The organism is Nocardiopsis alborubida (assembly GCF_012396365.1).
In the GTDB taxonomy this organism is placed as follows: domain Bacteria; phylum Actinomycetota; class Actinomycetes; order Streptosporangiales; family Streptosporangiaceae; genus Nocardiopsis; species Nocardiopsis alborubida.
Genome location: NZ_JAAXPG010000023.1, coordinates 96135 through 111033, shown reverse-complemented (window position 1 = coordinate 111033; position 14899 = coordinate 96135). Strand labels below are relative to the sequence as shown.

11 protein-coding genes are annotated in these 14899 nt (G+C 72.3%); 8 read left to right on the top strand and 3 right to left on the bottom strand.

All coding sequences use genetic code 11. The features are described 5' to 3' along the window. Positions 1-231: 231 nt before the first annotated feature. Genes HGB44_RS22560 through HGB44_RS22535 form a run of 6 tightly spaced genes read left to right on the top strand, consistent with a single transcriptional unit; the run spans position 232 to position 7736 of the window. Complete coding sequence (locus HGB44_RS22560; RefSeq protein ID WP_061080518.1) at positions 232-1938, top strand: choice-of-anchor M domain-containing protein; 1707 nt, start codon at positions 232-234, stop codon at positions 1936-1938. Between the two features lie 3 nt (positions 1939-1941). Beyond that, positions 1942-3585 (top strand): choice-of-anchor M domain-containing protein, encoded by a 1644-nt coding sequence (locus HGB44_RS22555; RefSeq protein WP_168444110.1) that lies wholly within the window; start codon positions 1942-1944, stop codon positions 3583-3585. A gap of 17 nt (positions 3586-3602) precedes the next feature. Beyond that, complete coding sequence (locus tag HGB44_RS22550; RefSeq protein WP_061080516.1) at positions 3603-5147, top strand: anchored repeat ABC transporter, substrate-binding protein; 1545 nt, start codon at positions 3603-3605, stop codon at positions 5145-5147. A gap of 26 nt (positions 5148-5173) precedes the next feature. Continuing rightward, positions 5174-6067 (top strand): TIGR03773 family transporter-associated surface protein, encoded by an 894-nt coding sequence (locus HGB44_RS22545; protein ID WP_061080515.1) that lies wholly within the window; start codon positions 5174-5176, stop codon positions 6065-6067. Then, positions 6064-6816 carry an anchored repeat-type ABC transporter ATP-binding subunit gene (locus tag HGB44_RS22540; protein ID WP_061080514.1) on the top strand — a complete coding sequence of 251 codons (753 nt, stop codon included), beginning with the start codon at positions 6064-6066 and terminating at the stop codon, positions 6814-6816. Before HGB44_RS22545 ends, HGB44_RS22540 begins: the two co-directional genes overlap by 4 nt. Then, positions 6813-7736, top strand: coding sequence for an anchored repeat-type ABC transporter permease subunit (locus tag HGB44_RS22535; protein ID WP_061080513.1), 924 nt, complete (start codon positions 6813-6815; stop codon positions 7734-7736). The genes HGB44_RS22540 and HGB44_RS22535 overlap by 4 nt, the downstream gene beginning before the upstream one ends. Positions 7737-8063: 327 nt before the next feature. On the opposite strand, the gene HGB44_RS22530 is transcribed toward HGB44_RS22535, so the two are convergent. The 3 genes from HGB44_RS22530 to HGB44_RS22520 are packed head-to-tail and all read right to left on the bottom strand — an operon-like array spanning position 8064 to position 11079. Next, complete coding sequence (locus HGB44_RS22530; protein WP_061080512.1) at positions 8064-9101, bottom strand: ABC transporter substrate-binding protein; 1038 nt, start codon at positions 9099-9101, stop codon at positions 8064-8066. Continuing rightward, positions 9098-9934 (bottom strand): ABC transporter ATP-binding protein, encoded by an 837-nt coding sequence (locus tag HGB44_RS22525; protein WP_061080511.1) that lies wholly within the window; start codon positions 9932-9934, stop codon positions 9098-9100. Before HGB44_RS22525 ends, HGB44_RS22530 begins: the two co-directional genes overlap by 4 nt. Beyond that, positions 9931-11079, bottom strand: coding sequence for a FecCD family ABC transporter permease (locus tag HGB44_RS22520; RefSeq protein WP_231972421.1), 1149 nt, complete (start codon positions 11077-11079; stop codon positions 9931-9933). The genes HGB44_RS22525 and HGB44_RS22520 overlap by 4 nt, the downstream gene beginning before the upstream one ends. Before the next feature lie 449 nt (positions 11080-11528). Here HGB44_RS22520 and HGB44_RS22515 point away from each other — a divergent pair, with 449 nt between their 5' ends. After that, on the top strand, positions 11529-13208 hold the full coding sequence (locus tag HGB44_RS22515) for an ABC transporter ATP-binding protein/permease (RefSeq protein WP_061080510.1): 1680 nt from the start codon (positions 11529-11531) through the stop codon (positions 13206-13208). After that, positions 13205-14893, top strand: coding sequence for an ABC transporter ATP-binding protein (locus tag HGB44_RS22510; protein WP_061080509.1), 1689 nt, complete (start codon positions 13205-13207; stop codon positions 14891-14893). The genes HGB44_RS22515 and HGB44_RS22510 overlap by 4 nt, the downstream gene beginning before the upstream one ends. Positions 14894-14899 lie beyond the last annotated feature (6 nt).

Genomic DNA, 14899 nt, shown 5'->3' with positions numbered 1-14899 from the left:
GGCTCTCCGGGGGCGAATCAGGGAGTGCCCGGTGCGCACCGTTTCTTGGGTGCCCCGTCTTGCGAAAATGAAAACGGTTATCATAATCTCTTACGGAGTCATCCGTGTCCACCTCGTGCACTCCTGACCCCCGACCCCCGATCGAGGCCCTCGTCCCCCCACTTCTGCGCGCTCCACCGAAAAGACCGCGCAGCGCTTCTCGTGGCAGGGCCGCACTCCGAGGAGTACAAGTTGAGAACCCGCCTCAGACCCTGGCTCGCCCCGGGGGCGATCGCCGCGGCCCTCGCCCTCGCGGGCCTGGGCGTGGTCCCGGCCGTCGCTGACGGCGGGGAACGGGTCGTCCTGGACCGTGGTCACGTCGACGTGGCCGCGACCGTCACCGACGGGACCTTCTCCATCCGGGTCAAGGACGACACCGTCTCCCCGTCCGAGTTCCGGGAACTCGATGACGTGGTGTTCCACGTCACCTCCCAAGCCGCCGTCGACATCCCCGACACCCCCGCCTACGACTTCACCGGGGCCCCGGGCGAACGCGCCTACGTCCTGCCGCAGCAGCAGGCCGCGAACCTGTTGTGGCCCGGGTGGAGCACCGAGCACCTTCCCGCCGGTTACCTCGCGCCCGACGAGTACATGACCTTCGAGCTGACGGGCGTGGCGGGGCCGGAGGGCTCCGACTTCTCCCTGTTCCAGACCGGCGCCTTCGGGAGTCCCCAGCCGTTGCTGAGCACGGTCACGGGAGCGGGTTCCCTGGAGGTTCGGCCGCAGTACGCCCACGCCCACGGAAGCTGGGTGTTCACCGACCCCGGCTACTACTTCCTCGACGTGCGCTACGCGCTGGAGAGCACGGACGGTCCGGTCGAGGCAGGGGAGACGCTCGTCGTCGCCGTGGACTCCGACCCGACCACGATCCCCGGCGAGGGCCCCGAACCGACCCCGGGTCCGGACCCGACCGGGGAGCCCGAGCCGACCCCCGGACCCACCGGGGAGCCCGAGCCGACCCCCGACCCCACCGGGGGACCGGACCCGACCCCCGATCCGTCCGGGGACCCGGAGCCCACACCCGGTCCCACAGGGGAGCCCGAACCGTCCGAGCCTCCGGTCGACCCCGTGGTGCTGTCCGAAGGGCACGTCGACCTCCGCCCGGTCATCGAGGGCGATCTGACGGTCTACGCCGGATACGACGACCCCTCCGCCGGTGAGAAGGTCTACTACGACGCCGACGAGGTCGTCCTCCACGCCAGACCGGGGTCGAGGGGAAGCGTCCCCGAGGGCGACGCCTTCTCCTTCCTCGGAGAGCCGGGCGACGACCTGTGGATGCTTCCCCAGGTCCAGCGGGCCGACCTGCTGTGGCCGGGATGGAGCACCGAGGACATCGGCGCAGACCAGCTGGACGACACCGCCGGCGTGGACTGGACCCTCACCGGCTATGACGGACCGGGCACCTTCTCCCTCTTCCAGAACGACGCTTTCGGCAGCCCCCAGGTGATCTTCCACACCGGCGACGGGGTCCCCGACACGCTGACCGGGATCCCCGCGGGCGTCCACGCCCACGGCAACTGGGCGTTCACCGCCGAGGGCCACTACTGGCTCGACCTCTCCTTCTCCGCCACCACGTCGGAGGGCCGCGAGCTGGAGGGGGAGACGACCCTGGTCATCGCCGTCGGCGACGTCGACCCGAGTGAGGTCCCCGACCGTGACGGCACCGGCACCCCGGACCCGACCGCGGACCCCACCGACCCCTCCGGACCCGAGCCCCGGCCCACGGACGGGAGCGGAGGCGTTCCCCCGGCGGGCGGCGGGTCCACCAAGCCCGACCTCCTGGCCAAGACCGGTGCGTTCCTGGCACCCCTCGTCATCGGGGGCGTACTGGCCACCCTCGTCGGCGGCAGCCTGCTCATGGTGCGCCGACGTACCGCGACTCCCATCGAGGAGAACTGATCCATGCACCCCCTCGCTCTTGTGCGCGCGGGAGCCACGGCGCTGACCCTGACTCTCGTCGCGGCCTTCCCCGGCACCGTCGCGGCGGACACGGCATCCCCTGAGGCGCCCGCGTCCCTCGCGCCCCCCGACGTGCCAGAACCCCCCGGCCTCCTCCTCGCCCTGGACCAGGACGAACTGGTGCTGGAACTGTCCGGTCACGGGCCCGAGCGCGAACCGGGAACGGCGCTCGTCGCGGTGAGCCCGGAGACCCTGGGCGCCGGCACCGTGTGGCTCTCCGGCCTGTCCCCCCACGAGACCGATCCGGAGCAGGCGGTCTCCGCCGCCTCCGGTGTGGACACCACCGGGGTCCGGGGTTCGCTCGACGACTCCGTCCGCATCACCCTCACCGAGGTCGAAGGCCCCGGCGAGGTGGGGCTGTACACCGAGGGGTTGGCGCCGCTCCTGCTCGGTGACGGTACCGAACCGGTCTCGGCGGCCCTGCCCGAAGGGCGGGTGACGGAGGCCGCATGGGGCTTCGGCGAGCCCGGGGAGTACACCGTCACCTTCGAGGCCGCGGCCACCCTGTCCGACGGCCGCGAGGTCACCACCGAGCGGACCCACCGACTGGTCGCGGGTGCGATGGCGCCCGTCCCCGAAGCCGCGCCGCCCCGGGCCCCGCTCCCGAGGCTCCCGGAGCAGCCCGAGGCCCCCGGTTCCCCCGAGCCCGCACGGGAGGCCGACGAGGCCTCCCCGTCCGACGAGGCGTCGGACGCGCTGGTGCGCCCCATGGCCGCGGACGACGAACCGGCGGTCGGGGGAGAGACCGTCACGCTGAACGACGGCCACGTCGACGTGGCGGGCCGGATCATCGACGGGGACCTGGAACTGTCGGTCAAGGACGGCACCCGGTCGGGCACGACCACGTGGCGAACGCTCGACAGCGCGGTCCTGGAGGTGACCGCGGACGCCCGGCAGGAATGGCCTTCCGGCTCCTCCTACGACTTCCTCACCGAGGCCGGAGCCGACGTGTGGATGATCCCCCAGGTGCAGAGGCAGGGGGTGGTCTGGGCCGGGTGGAACACCGAGGAGATCACGTCCGGGCAGGTCGACGGCCAGGTCACCTGGACCCTGCACGGAGTTCGCGGACCGGGCGGGTTCGCCCTGTTCTCCACCTCCTCGTTCGGCAGCCCCGACGTCCTGTTCGACGACTCGGAGGGGGCCGACTCCTTCGAGGTCCCCCTGGGGACGCACGCGCACGGGAACTGGGCCTTCGCCGCGACCGGAAGCTATGAGCTCGACTTCGAGATGAGCGCGACCCTGACCGGGGGCGAACGCGTCAGCGACACCGGAACCCTGAGGGTGACGGTCGTCTCCGGCGGCGGTTCCGGCGGAGGCGGTGGTCCCGGAGACGACGGCGGTAACGGCGGTAACGGCGGAGACGGCGGTGGCTCCGGTGGCAGCGGTGGCTCCGGTGGTGGATCCGGGTCCGGAGACGGGTCCGGCGCCGGAGGCGGCGGCGGTTCCGGCGGCCCCGAGGGACGGCTCCCCAGGACCGGCGACGACCTGGTTCCGTTCGTCCTCGTGGCCGCGCTCCTCACCCTTCTCGGCGGGACCGCGGTCCTGGCGACCCGGACACGGCGGCGTCCCGACGCCCCGACGGCGTGACAGGGAGCCCGACGACGATGAGAGAGCACATGCGCGCCACCAGGGCGGCCGCGGCAGCCCTGGCACTGACCACAGCACTGGCCGGCTGTTCGGATGCGGCCTCCGGCACCGACGGAGGGCTGACCGTGGTCACCACCACGGAGATCCTCGCCGACCTGGCCTCCCAGATCGGCGGGGACCTGGTCGACGCCTCGTCCCTGGTCCCGCCCGGCGGGGACCCCCACTCCTACGAGCCGACTCCGGCCGACGCGGTACGCGTCACCGAGGCGGACGTGGCCTTCACCAACCACCTGCTCCTGGAGGAGCAGGCCCTGATCAAGGCCATCGACAACAACATCCCCGGGGACGCCCTCAACGTCTCCCTGGCCGAGGTGTCCGAGACCTACGGCGCCAACGTGATCCCCCTGGTGGAGGACCTGGGGCTGGACGTCATCTGGTTGGGACTGCGCGTCCGCGGGGACGGGGAGGACCTGGGCGCGACCCGGACCTCGACCGTGCACCTGAGGGCCACCGGCCTGGACGGGCCCGGAGACCTGCGGCTCTACCTCACCGAGGCCCTGGGCACCCCGGTGGTGTACTTCGACTCCGCCGACGGGTTCGACGAGACCGATTCGGCGCCCCTGCCCCCCGCGGCCCACACCCACCTCAACTGGGCGTTCGACGAACCGGGCGAGTACACGCTGGACCTGGAGGCCTTCCTGGAGGTCGAGGACGGGCAGGCCCTCACCCCGGTCGCGGAGGGCTCCTTCCGGCTCGCGGTGGGGATGGAACCGCGCGACGTCGAGGGGGGTGACGACCTGCGTGTCCTGGACAGGGGGCACACGGACCTCACCGTGGACCTGGACACCGGGCAGATGTACGCCTACGTCGACGAGGAGGTGGGCGCCGACCAGGAGGTCGTCCCCGCGGACGAGGTCGTCGTCGACGTGCCCAACAAGGCGGTGGAGGCCGTCCCCGACGACCCGGCCTTCTCCTTCCTGGGGGCGCCCGGGGAAGAGGTCTACCAACTGCCCCAGGCGGTGCTCGGCCAGCACGTCCACGGGGAGATCGACCCCCACCTGTGGCAGGACGTCTCCAACACCGCCGCCTACGTCCAGCTGATCCGCGACACCCTCGTGGAGGCCGACCCCGACAACGGGGAGACCTACCACGCCAACGCCGACGCCTACCTGGCGGAGCTGGCCGAACTCGACGCCTACGTCACGCGGACCATCGAGGAGATCCCCGAGGACCGGCGCCAGCTCATCACCACGCATGACGCGTTCGGCTACCTGGCCGAGGCCTACGGGATGACGGTCGCCGGTTTCGTCGTCCCCAATCCCGCGCAGGAGCCCAGCCCCCAACAGGTGGCCGCGCTCACCCGGACGATCGGCAACCTCGACGTCCCCGCGGTGTTCATGGAACCCAACCTCGCCCGCCGGGCCTCGGTGCTCACCCAGGTGGCCGAGGACGAGGGGGTGCGGGTGTGCAAGCTCTACGGGGACGCCTTCGACGAGGAGACGCGGAGCTACACCGGCATGATGCGCCACAACGCCGACGAACTGCTCAGGTGCCTGGGTTGAACCCGGTGAGAGACGGAAGAGGAAAGATGCGCACAGGCCCATGGGCTCGATCCGCCACGGCCTTCGCCGGCGTGGCGCTGCTGGTGTCGCCCCCGGCCGCGGCCGCCGCCCAGGACACGGACGGGGGCGGCACGGTCCACTCCGGCGAGTCGCAGGCACAGGGGCGGGCGGTCATCGCTGACGGCCACGTCGATCTCGGCCCGCGCTTCGTGGACGGGGAGTGGACGCTCCAGGTCCGCGACGACACCGTCTCCCCGGCGGTGTGGCGGGACCTGCCCGACGTGGTCCTCCAGGTCACCGACACCGCCACCGTGGACGTCCCCGACGACGAACGCTTCTCCTTCCTGGGCGCCCCGGGCGACCAGGTGTGGATGCTGCCCCAGGTCCAACAGGACGGCGTGCTGTGGCCCGGATGGAACACCCAGGACCCGGAGGTCGCCTCCTCGGTCGACCGCGAGGTCACCTGGACCCTGCACGGTGTGGAGGGGCCGGGGGACTTCACCCTGTTCCTCAACACCGACTTCGGGGATCCGCGGATCGTCTTCGACGGCGGCGGGGAACTGCCGCAGGAGACCGGCGTGGACCTGGGTACCCACGCTCACGGGAACTGGTCCTTCACCGCCCCGGGCACCTACCTGCTGGACGTCGGGATGAGCGCCACCACGCTCGACGGGGAACAGGTGGCGGACCGCGGGTTCCTGGCCGTCCACGCGGGCGAGGAGAACCCCGAGGCCGCGTTCGACCTGCTGGCGCAGCGGGCGCCGGCCCAGGCCCCGGACGGCGTCGCCGAGGGCGGCACCGGCGGCCTGCCCGGGTGGGTGTGGGCCGCGGGCGGCGCGGGAGCGGTCGTGCTCCTCGTGTCGGCCGTCCTGCTGGGACTGCTCCTGGGCCGTCGTGCCCGGAACGGGAGGGAGTCATGACCGCCGGTGTGCTCGACGTGGAGGACGTGGCCGTCGACCTGGCCGGTCGCAGGGTGCTGACCGGGGTGACCATGAGCGTCGCCGCCGGGGAGACCGTCGGCCTGATCGGCCCCAACGGCGCGGGCAAGACGACCCTGCTCCGGGTCGTCCTGGGACTGGTGCCCCCGGCGGGAGGACGGGTACGGATCTCCGGGGCTCCGGCGGCCGGTAGCAGGGGGACCATCGGCTACGTCCCCCAGCGCCACGAGTTCGCCTGGGACTTCCCGGTCTCGGTGGCGGGTGCGGTCATGACCGGGCGGACGCACCGCATCGGGTGGCTGCGCCCTCCCCGGCGCGACGACCGCGCGGCCGTGGCCGAGGCCCTGGAGCGGGTGGACATGACGGACCTGCGCGACCGCCCGGTGGGGGAGCTCTCCGGCGGACAGCGCCAGCGCGTCCTGGTCGCCCGCGCGCTGGCCCTGCGACCGCGGCTGCTGCTCCTGGACGAGCCGTACACGGGCTTGGACGTGCCCACCCAGGAACTCCTCGACGGACTGTTCACCCGGTTGGCCGCGGAAGGGACCGCACTGCTCATGACCACGCACGACCTGTCCGCGGCCGCCCGTTCCTGCGGGCGGCTGGTGCTGCTGAACAGGTCCGTGGTGGCCCAGGGAAGCGCCGAGGAACTGCGCGATCCGGCTGTCTGGCTCAGGGCCTTCGGGGTCACCGGCTCCGACCGGCTCCTGCACGTGCTGGGGGTGGAGAATTGATCGAGTTCCTCACGTCCCCCTGGGAGTACTCCTTCTGGCTGCGGGCCTTCCTGGTGGCCCTGATGTCCGGTGCCGTCTGCGGGGTGATCGGCTCCCACGTGGTGCTGCGCGGTATGTCCTTCATCGGCGACGCCGTGGCCCACGCGGTCTTCCCCGGTGTCGCCGTGTCCTTCGTCCTGGGGGCGAACCTTGTCCTGGGAGGCGCCGTCGCGGGTGTGGTGACCGCGGTCCTGGTGGCGGTGTTCTCCCAGAACCGGAGGCTGAAGGAGGACAGCGTCATCGGGGTGTTCTTCGCCGGCGCCTTCGGCCTCGGCATCGTCATCCTGAGCACCGCCCCCGGCTACGGGGGATCGCTGGAGTCCTTCCTGTTCGGGTCCATACTCGGGATCGCCGACGCCGACGTGCGCAACATCGCGGTCATCGGGGCCGGCCTGCTGCTGGTCGCCCTGCTGGTCCACAAGGAGCTGGTGACGGTCGGCCTGGACCGGGAGAGCGCCAGGGCCATGGGCCTGCCCGTCTTCGCCCTCGATCTGCTCCTCTACGTGATGGTGACCCTGGCGATCGTCGTGTCCCTCCAGGCGGTGGGCAACATCCTGGTGCTGGCGCTGCTGATCACCCCCGCGGCGACGGCGCGGCTGCTCACCGACCGGTTGGGGACGATGATGCTGCTGGCACCGGCCCTGGGCGGTCTCGGCTCCCTCGCCGGTCTGTACGCGTCCTACGCCCTCAACCTGGCCGCGGGCGGCATGATCGTCCTGGTCCTGACCGGGATGTTCCTGCTGACCTGGTTCACGGCGCCCAGGCACGGCCTGGTGAGCCGACTGGTGCGACGCAGAAGGCGGGCCGACGCGCCCGCTCCCGGAACGCACGTCGATTCCGCAGAGCCAGGGGAAGGGGCCAGGGCGCCGTCACAGCCCTGAAGGGCGGGGCGACAGACGCGAACGACACGGGAGAGGGGGCGCCGCCGAGGCCACCGGGCCCGACGCCACCGGACCGGTCGGCGCGTCCGCGGCCCACCCCGCCCTGACCTCAGTCAGCGGCATCGGCAGCAGGAGGCCGAAGCGCGAGGGCAGGAGCGGGATCCGCGTGGGTACGTGGTGGCCGGTGTGCGGGGCGGCCCACCGGACCCCTGCCGCCCGTCACGCCTCTTTCCGCAGGCCTCGGGGCACCTCAGGACGGTGTCCGGGGAACGCCCCGACCCGTGGCCGGAGCGGTGTCCAGGCCACGGGTCGGGGTCGAACGAGACGCTAGAACGCGTCCGGGTAGAGCTTCTGGGCGATCGTCTCCACGGCGTCGATGTTCCCCAGCGAGCCGGGGTAGAGGTCACTCGCGGGAACGGCGATGAGGACGTCGTCCTCCACAGCCGGGACGTCGGGGAACGTGCTGCGGAGGTACTCGCGGGTCTGCTCTTCGTGCTGGGGTCCGCTCACGCCGAACACCATGGCCTCGGGTGCGCGGCTGATGATCTCCTCGGGGTTGATCTGGGCGGCGAAGAAGTCGGCGAACTCGGGTGCCTCGGGGTCGAAGACGTTGTCGCCGCCGGCGGCCTTGATGATGTCCGCCTCGATGCCCGCGCCGATGGCCGACAGCGAGTTGCCCTCGACGTAGACCTGCGCGACGGTGGATCGCGGAGAGTCGCTGATCGCGGCCTCCACGGCGGCCAGCCGCTCCTCGGTGTCCTGTGCGAGCTCCTCGGCCGCGTCGGGGACGCGCAGGATGGCGCCGAGGTCGGCGATGTCCGTCAGCACGTCGGTGACCTCCGCGGTGTTGCGGCGGTCGGCGCAGCCACCGGTCGCGACGTAGGCCTGCGCGCCGTTCTCGTCGAGCTGCTCGATGCTGGCGAAGCCCTGTTCGGCTGTGAACTCGTACTCGGTGGGGGAGACCACGAAGTCGGGGGCGACAGCGAGGAGGTCCTCGCGGGTCGGCGGCGCGTCCGCGCTGACCACCGGGATGTCGGCGGCCTGGTCGGCGATGTCGTCCGGCAGCGCCGAGACCTCTGTCTGGGCCTGGCCGACGAGGGAGTCCCGCACACCGAGGCGGACGAGCAGTTCGGTCTGCGAGGGCATCAATCCGACGACGCTGCCGGGAACGGTGTCGAAGGACAGCTCCCGTCCGCAGTTCGTGATCGTCACGGTCGGTCCGGAGGCCTCGGTGGCCGCCGGGTCGCTGGTGACGCCGGTACCGCAGGCGGTCAGCACCAGTGGTACCACGGCGAGTGCGGCGCACGCGGTCGAGAGGGTGAGGGAACGGCGCCGGAACCCGGCCCGGGTGGTGTTGCCTGTCATGGGGTGGTGATTTCTTCCTGGGTGGGGGCGGATGGATCCGTGTCGCCGTGGTCGTCCGGCTTCAGCGGGCTGCGGGCGTCGAAGAGGAGGTGCCGCCGTCCGGAACGCGGATGGGCGACGGCCGTGGACTCGACGCCGAAGACCGAGCGGACCAGGTCGGTGTGAAGCACCTCGTCCGGGGCGCCGAGGGAGAGCAGGCGCCCCTCGGCCAGGACGCCGATGGCGTCGCAGGAGCGCGCGGCCAGGTTCAGGTCGTGCAGGGCGACCATCACGGTGCGCTCGGTGGCCCTGACCAGATCGAGGAGTTCGAGCTGATGGGCGATGTCGAGGTGGTTCGTGGGCTCGTCGAGGACGAGTACGGGTGTGTCCTGGGCGAGCGCGCGGGCGAAGAGCACGCGTTGGCGCTCGCCACCGGAGAGGGCCGCGAACGAGCGGGCCTCCAGGTGCGCGGCGCCGACGCGGGTGAGGGCCTCCTGCGCGAGGGCGATGTCGTGGTCGGAATCGCGTCCGTACCCGCGTCCGTGCGGGATGCGCCCGAGCAGGACCATGTCGAGGACGGGGATCTCGAACTCCTCACTGTGCTCCTGTGCCATCACCGCCACCTGGCGGGCCAGCTCCTTGCGGTTCAGCGCGGCGATGTCGGCGCCGTCGAAGAGCACGCGTCCGGCCGAGGGGGGAGCGAGCCCCGACACGGCGCGCAGCAGTGTGGACTTGCCGCTCCCGTTGGGTCCGAGCAGCCCGAGCACGGTGCCCGAGGGCACCGAGACGCTCACGTCGGTGACGACGGGCCGCCCGCCGCGGTGGGCGGCGAGGTTCTCGATGTCCACTCTCATCGGCCCATCCCCACGCTTTCGGCGCGGTCGCGCCGCAGCAGCCACAGGAAGAACGGCGCTCCGACCATCGCGGTGAGCACACCCAGGGGGATCTCCGAGGGATCGGCCAGGGTCCGGGCCAGGAAGTCGCAGGTGGCGAGGAACACCGCCCCGCCGAGCAGGGCGACGGGGAGCAGCCTGCGGTGGTCGGAACCGACGATGATGCGCGCGATGTGGGGGATGACCAGTCCGACGAAGCCGATGCCTCCGGAGACCGCGACGACCGATCCGGTCAGCAGGGCCGCGGCGATGAGGGTGGCGCTGCGCAGCCGGTTGACGTTGACGCCCAGGGACGCGGCCGCGTCGTCGCCGACGAGGAGGGCGTTGAGTGCCCGCGCGCGGAACGCGGCGTAGAGCGTCACGATGAGCAGCGCCGCCGCTGGCAGGGCGAGGTGGCCCATCGTGGCGGCGGAGACCGAACCCAGCAGGAAGAACATGATGCCGAAGACGTTCTGGGCGTCGGTGGTGATGGTCAGGTAGCTGGTCACGGCGCTGAAGAGGGAGCCGAGGGCCACGCCCGCGAGGATGAGGCGCTGGGGTGCGATGCGCCCGTTCTTGCGGGCCAGGGTGTAGACGGCCGCGGTGGCCAGGAGCGCGCCGAGGAAGGCCGAGCTCCCGATGCCGAGGGAGCTGGTGCCGACGCCCAGGACGATGAACGACACCGCGCCGACCCCGGCACCGGCGGAGACGCCGAGGATGTAGGGCTCGGCCAGGGAGTTGTGGACCACGGCCTGCATCAGCGCGCCGGCCAGGGCGAGCGCGGCACCGGCGGTCGCGGCCAGGAGCGCGCGGGGCAGCCGGAACTGCCAGACGACGTTGTCCTGCACCGTCGTCAGCGACCCGTCGGACATCCACGGCATCCCGGGCACCAGATGGCCGATGACGATGCGCAGGGCGTCCGCCGGGGGCACGTTGATCGTGCCGACGCTCGTCGACACCAGCATCACCGCCAGCAGCGCGAGAGCCAGGACCGGAACGAGTGTCCGGGCGGCGAGCACGCCGCGTCGCCGGGTGTTCGCCGCGGGGGCGGGCGGGGCCGGAGCGCCGCCGGGGGGCGTCCCTCCGGGGCGCGCGTTGGCCAGAAGGCGTTGGAGGGAAGCCGACACGCGTCTTCCGTTGGTTGCTTGTGGCATCTGTCGCGGGGGCTCTCTCAGGTCGTCGGTGGAGCGGTCTGTGCTGATCCGGCGGCGGTGTCGACCAGCCCCAGCGCGGCGTTCCCGTCCGCGCGTCCGGCGCGTCGGACGCGCGGACGGTGCGCCCGTGCGGAGAGGGAGCCGGGATGTGCCCCTCGGGATCGATCACCGACGAGCCGGTGTCCGCCCGGTGGATCCCGTGGCATCGGCGGTGTACGTGCGGCCCGCACGACAGTCGGCCACGAGGAGGTTCTGGGGGCCCATGGGTCAAAGCTATATATAAACGATAATCGTTTTCAAGTAAAGTGCGCCTCGTTCGTCCCCCGCGAACACGAATCGGCGCACGTGACCGATGCGTCATGACTTGAGAAGGAATGACCTATGGACTGCCGGATCGTCGCCGAGATCGAGGAGTCAGCCGCATGATGATCGTCCCCCTGCTGTGGCGGGAGGCGGCCCGGTTTCCCGCGCTCCTGGCACGGAGCGCGGCCCTTCTGGTCCTCGTCTTCCTCACCTACGCCGGGCAGGCCGCGGCGATCGCCTGGTCGATGTCGGCGGTGTTGCACGGGCAGGCCCGGGAGGTGCTCGTCGCGCTGTCGCTGCTCCTCGGGATCGCGCTGGCGCGCCTGGTGCTCTCCCTGGCCCAGGCGTCGGCCTCCGCACGTCTGGGCGGCCGGGTCAGGCAGGCGGTCCGCCGCCGCGCGATGCGGGCCGTGCTCGTGCCCGAGCGGCTGCACGACACGGCGGCCCGGGACGGTTCGATGCGCGCCAGCCTCGGCGACGGCGTCGACGGTGTCGACTCCTACGTCTCCAAGTACGTGCCCGCCGTCGTGCAACTGTTCCTCACCTGCCCGATCCTCGTGGCCGCCCTGTTCTGGCTCTCACCGTGGGCGGGACTGTGCGTGGCCGCCGGGGTCGTGCTCGCCCTGGCGGGTCCCATGGCGTGGAAACGGATGATGGCCCGGCGCGGACTCGACCACTGGGACAGCTACGAGGCGCTCAGCGCCGACCTGCTCGAGTCCCTGCGCGGCATGGCCACCCTGCGCACGCTCGGCGATGTGTCCGGTACCCGCGAGCGCCTCGACCGCCGCTCCGAGGCGCTGCGCAGGGCCACGGAGCGGGTGATGCGCGGCTCCCTGGGGGAGACGGCCGTCACCGACGCGGCCGTCCAGGGGGGAGCGGTCGCCGCCGCCGCCGTCGCCGTCGTCCACGCGGTCACCGGGCAGACCCCCGCCGTCGAGGTCTACCTGATCCTCCTGCTCTCCTCCGAGGCGTTCCGCCCCGTCCGGGACCTCTCGCGGCACTGGCACGCCGGGTTCCTCGGCCTCACCGCGATCCCCGGCCTCAAGAGGATCGGGGCCTTCACCGAACAGCGCGGCGCCGCCTCCGCCCGCACCGCGTCCCCCGCCCACGCCGTGTCCGACCCCGGGGACGGCCAGACGGTCGAGGACCGACCGGCGGACGCGCTGCGTGTGACCGGCCTGAGCTTTCGCTACCCTGACGCCCCCGTCGACGTCGTCCACGACCTCGACCTGACGGCCAGGAGGGGCTCCCTCACCGCGATCGTCGGAGCCTCCGGGGCGGGGAAGTCCACCCTCTTCGACCTCCTCCTCGGTTTCCTCGTTCCGCGTGCGGGAAGCATCGACCTCGACGGTCGGCCGCTCCGCGCCTCCGACATCGCCGTGGTCTCCCAGCGGCCGGTGCTCTTCGCCGGGACCATCCGCGACAACCTCGCGGTCACCGGCGCCACCGCGGAAGCCGACCTCGTGGCGGCCTGCCGCGACGCCGGAATCCTCGACGAGATCCAGCGCTTCCCGCGCGGACTCGACACCGAGGTCACCGAAGCCGGTACCAGCCTGTCGGGCGGACAGCGTCAACGCCTCGCCCTGGCCCGCGCACTGCTGGCACGGCGCCCGGTCCTCCTGGTGGACGAGCCGACGAGCGCGTTGGACGCCGACCGTTCAGCGGACGTCATCCAGACCCTGCACCGTGTCGCCCGCGACCGCGTCGTCATCATGATCAGCCACCGCTCCGAGACCCTCACCGAGGTCCGCGACGTGCTCAGCCTCGACTCCGGACACCTGTACAGGAGCGCCTCGTGAACACCTCCTCCGCGTTCCGGGCCTTCCGCGAACTGTTGCCCGTCCTGCGGCCCGAACGGCGAGGGATGCTCTGGATCTACCTGCTCGGCACCGCGAGCGCGCTCGGCCTGGCCGGTCTGAGCGTCCTCACGGCGTGGGCGGTCGGCCACGCCGTCGTGGAGCGGACACCGCCCGGACCCGTGTGGTGGACCCTGGTCCTCGGGCTCGTGCTGCTGCGCGTGGTCCTGACCTGGCGGGAGATGGACGTCTCCCACGCCCTGGCCTACCGCGTGCTGGCCCGGCTGAGGATGGCGCTGTTCGACGCCTACGCGCGCAGCGTTCCCGGCCGTCGCCGCGAGCACTCCGGACGCGCGGCGGCCGTCGCGATGGACGACATCGAAAAGCTCGAGTTCTTCTACGCCCACACGGTCGCCCAGCTCGGCGCCTCGCTCACCCTGTTCGCCGCCTCCTTCGCCACCGCGTTCGTCCTGCTGCCCGAAGCCGCACTCGTCATGCTCCTCGGCGCCGCCGTCGTGGCGAGCAGCGCACTGTACTGGGCACGTGCGGCTCGGCGGTTGGGCGAGCGGGAACAGCGTGAGCGCTCGGACCTGTCCGAGCGCATCGTGGACGCGCTGGGCGCCCTGCGCGAAGTACTCGCCTACGGACTCGCCTCCCGGATCGTCGCCGAGACCAGTGCCGCCACCGCGCGCGCCGCCGCGATCGCGCGACGGCGCGAACTGCTCTCGCACCTGGTCACCGCCATCCGGGAACTCATCCTCACCGCCGTGATCATCGGTGTCATCGCCACCAGCGCCACCGCCGCGGGCGTGCTCCCAGAAGGCGCCCCGGTACGGCTGGCCCCCGCGGAGCTGCCCGCGCTGGTCGCCCTGGCCCTGGCCGGGATCGCCGCGGTCGTCGACGCCACCGACACCCTCACCCGGCTCCATCCGCTCGTCTCCGCCGCCGGGCGCGTCGCCGCCGGAATCAACCGCTCCCCGGTCGTCGCCGTCCCCGAAGCGCCACGACAGCTGCCCGCCGGGCCGCTCGGCCTCCGGTTCCGGGGCGTGTCCTTCTCCTACGAGGGCCGGCAGCCGACGCTCACGTCCTGGTCCACCGAACTCGCCCCCGGCGAGCACGTCGGGCTGGTCGGCCCCTCCGGCTCGGGCAAGAGCACCGTCATAGCCCTCGCCGCACGCCTCTGGGACCCTTCGGCGGGCACCGTCGAACTCGTCACGGCGGACGGCACGGGCGTACCCGTCGCCGGTCTCGACGACGCGGCGCTGCGGGAGGCCGTCTCCCTGGTCGACCAGGACGCGATGCTCTTCCACGGCACCGTCCGCGACAACCTGCTGCGCGGTGGCGGGCCGCGGTCCGACGGCGACCTGGCGGCCCTGCTCGAACGCGTCGGAGCCGCCGCCTGGATCGGTCTCGACGACGAACTCGGTGAGGCGGGTGTGCGGCTGTCCGGCGGGCAGAGGGCACGCCTCTGCCTTGCCCGCGCCCTCGCCCGCCGACCGCGTGTCCTCCTCGTGGACGAGGTCACCGCCAGCCTCGACCCGGCGACCGAACGGGTGATCTCCGACGTCATCGCCGGGTTCGACGGCACCGTCTTCATGGCGTCCCACCGGACCGAGACCCTCGCCCGCCTCGAACGCGTCGTCGACGTGGCCGAGGTCTCGCCCACCGTGCGGAGAACGGGTGGCTGAGCCGGT

Excerpts from the sequence above, each read along its gene's own strand:
- HGB44_RS22540 (WP_061080514.1), top strand. The coding sequence starts at position 6,064 with ATGACCGCCGGTGTGCTCGACGTGGAGGACGTGGCCGTCGACCTGGCC.
- HGB44_RS22545 (WP_061080515.1), top strand. The coding sequence starts at position 5,174 with ATGCGCACAGGCCCATGGGCTCGATCCGCCACGGCCTTCGCCGGCGTG.
- HGB44_RS22550 (WP_061080516.1), top strand. The coding sequence starts at position 3,603 with ATGAGAGAGCACATGCGCGCCACCAGGGCGGCCGCGGCAGCCCTGGCA.
- HGB44_RS22515 (WP_061080510.1), top strand. The coding sequence starts at position 11,529 with ATGATGATCGTCCCCCTGCTGTGGCGGGAGGCGGCCCGGTTTCCCGCG.
- HGB44_RS22530 (WP_061080512.1), bottom strand. The coding sequence starts at position 9,101 with ATGACAGGCAACACCACCCGGGCCGGGTTCCGGCGCCGTTCCCTCACC.
- HGB44_RS22525 (WP_061080511.1), bottom strand. The coding sequence starts at position 9,934 with ATGAGAGTGGACATCGAGAACCTCGCCGCCCACCGCGGCGGGCGGCCC.
- HGB44_RS22555 (WP_168444110.1), top strand. The coding sequence starts at position 1,942 with ATGCACCCCCTCGCTCTTGTGCGCGCGGGAGCCACGGCGCTGACCCTG.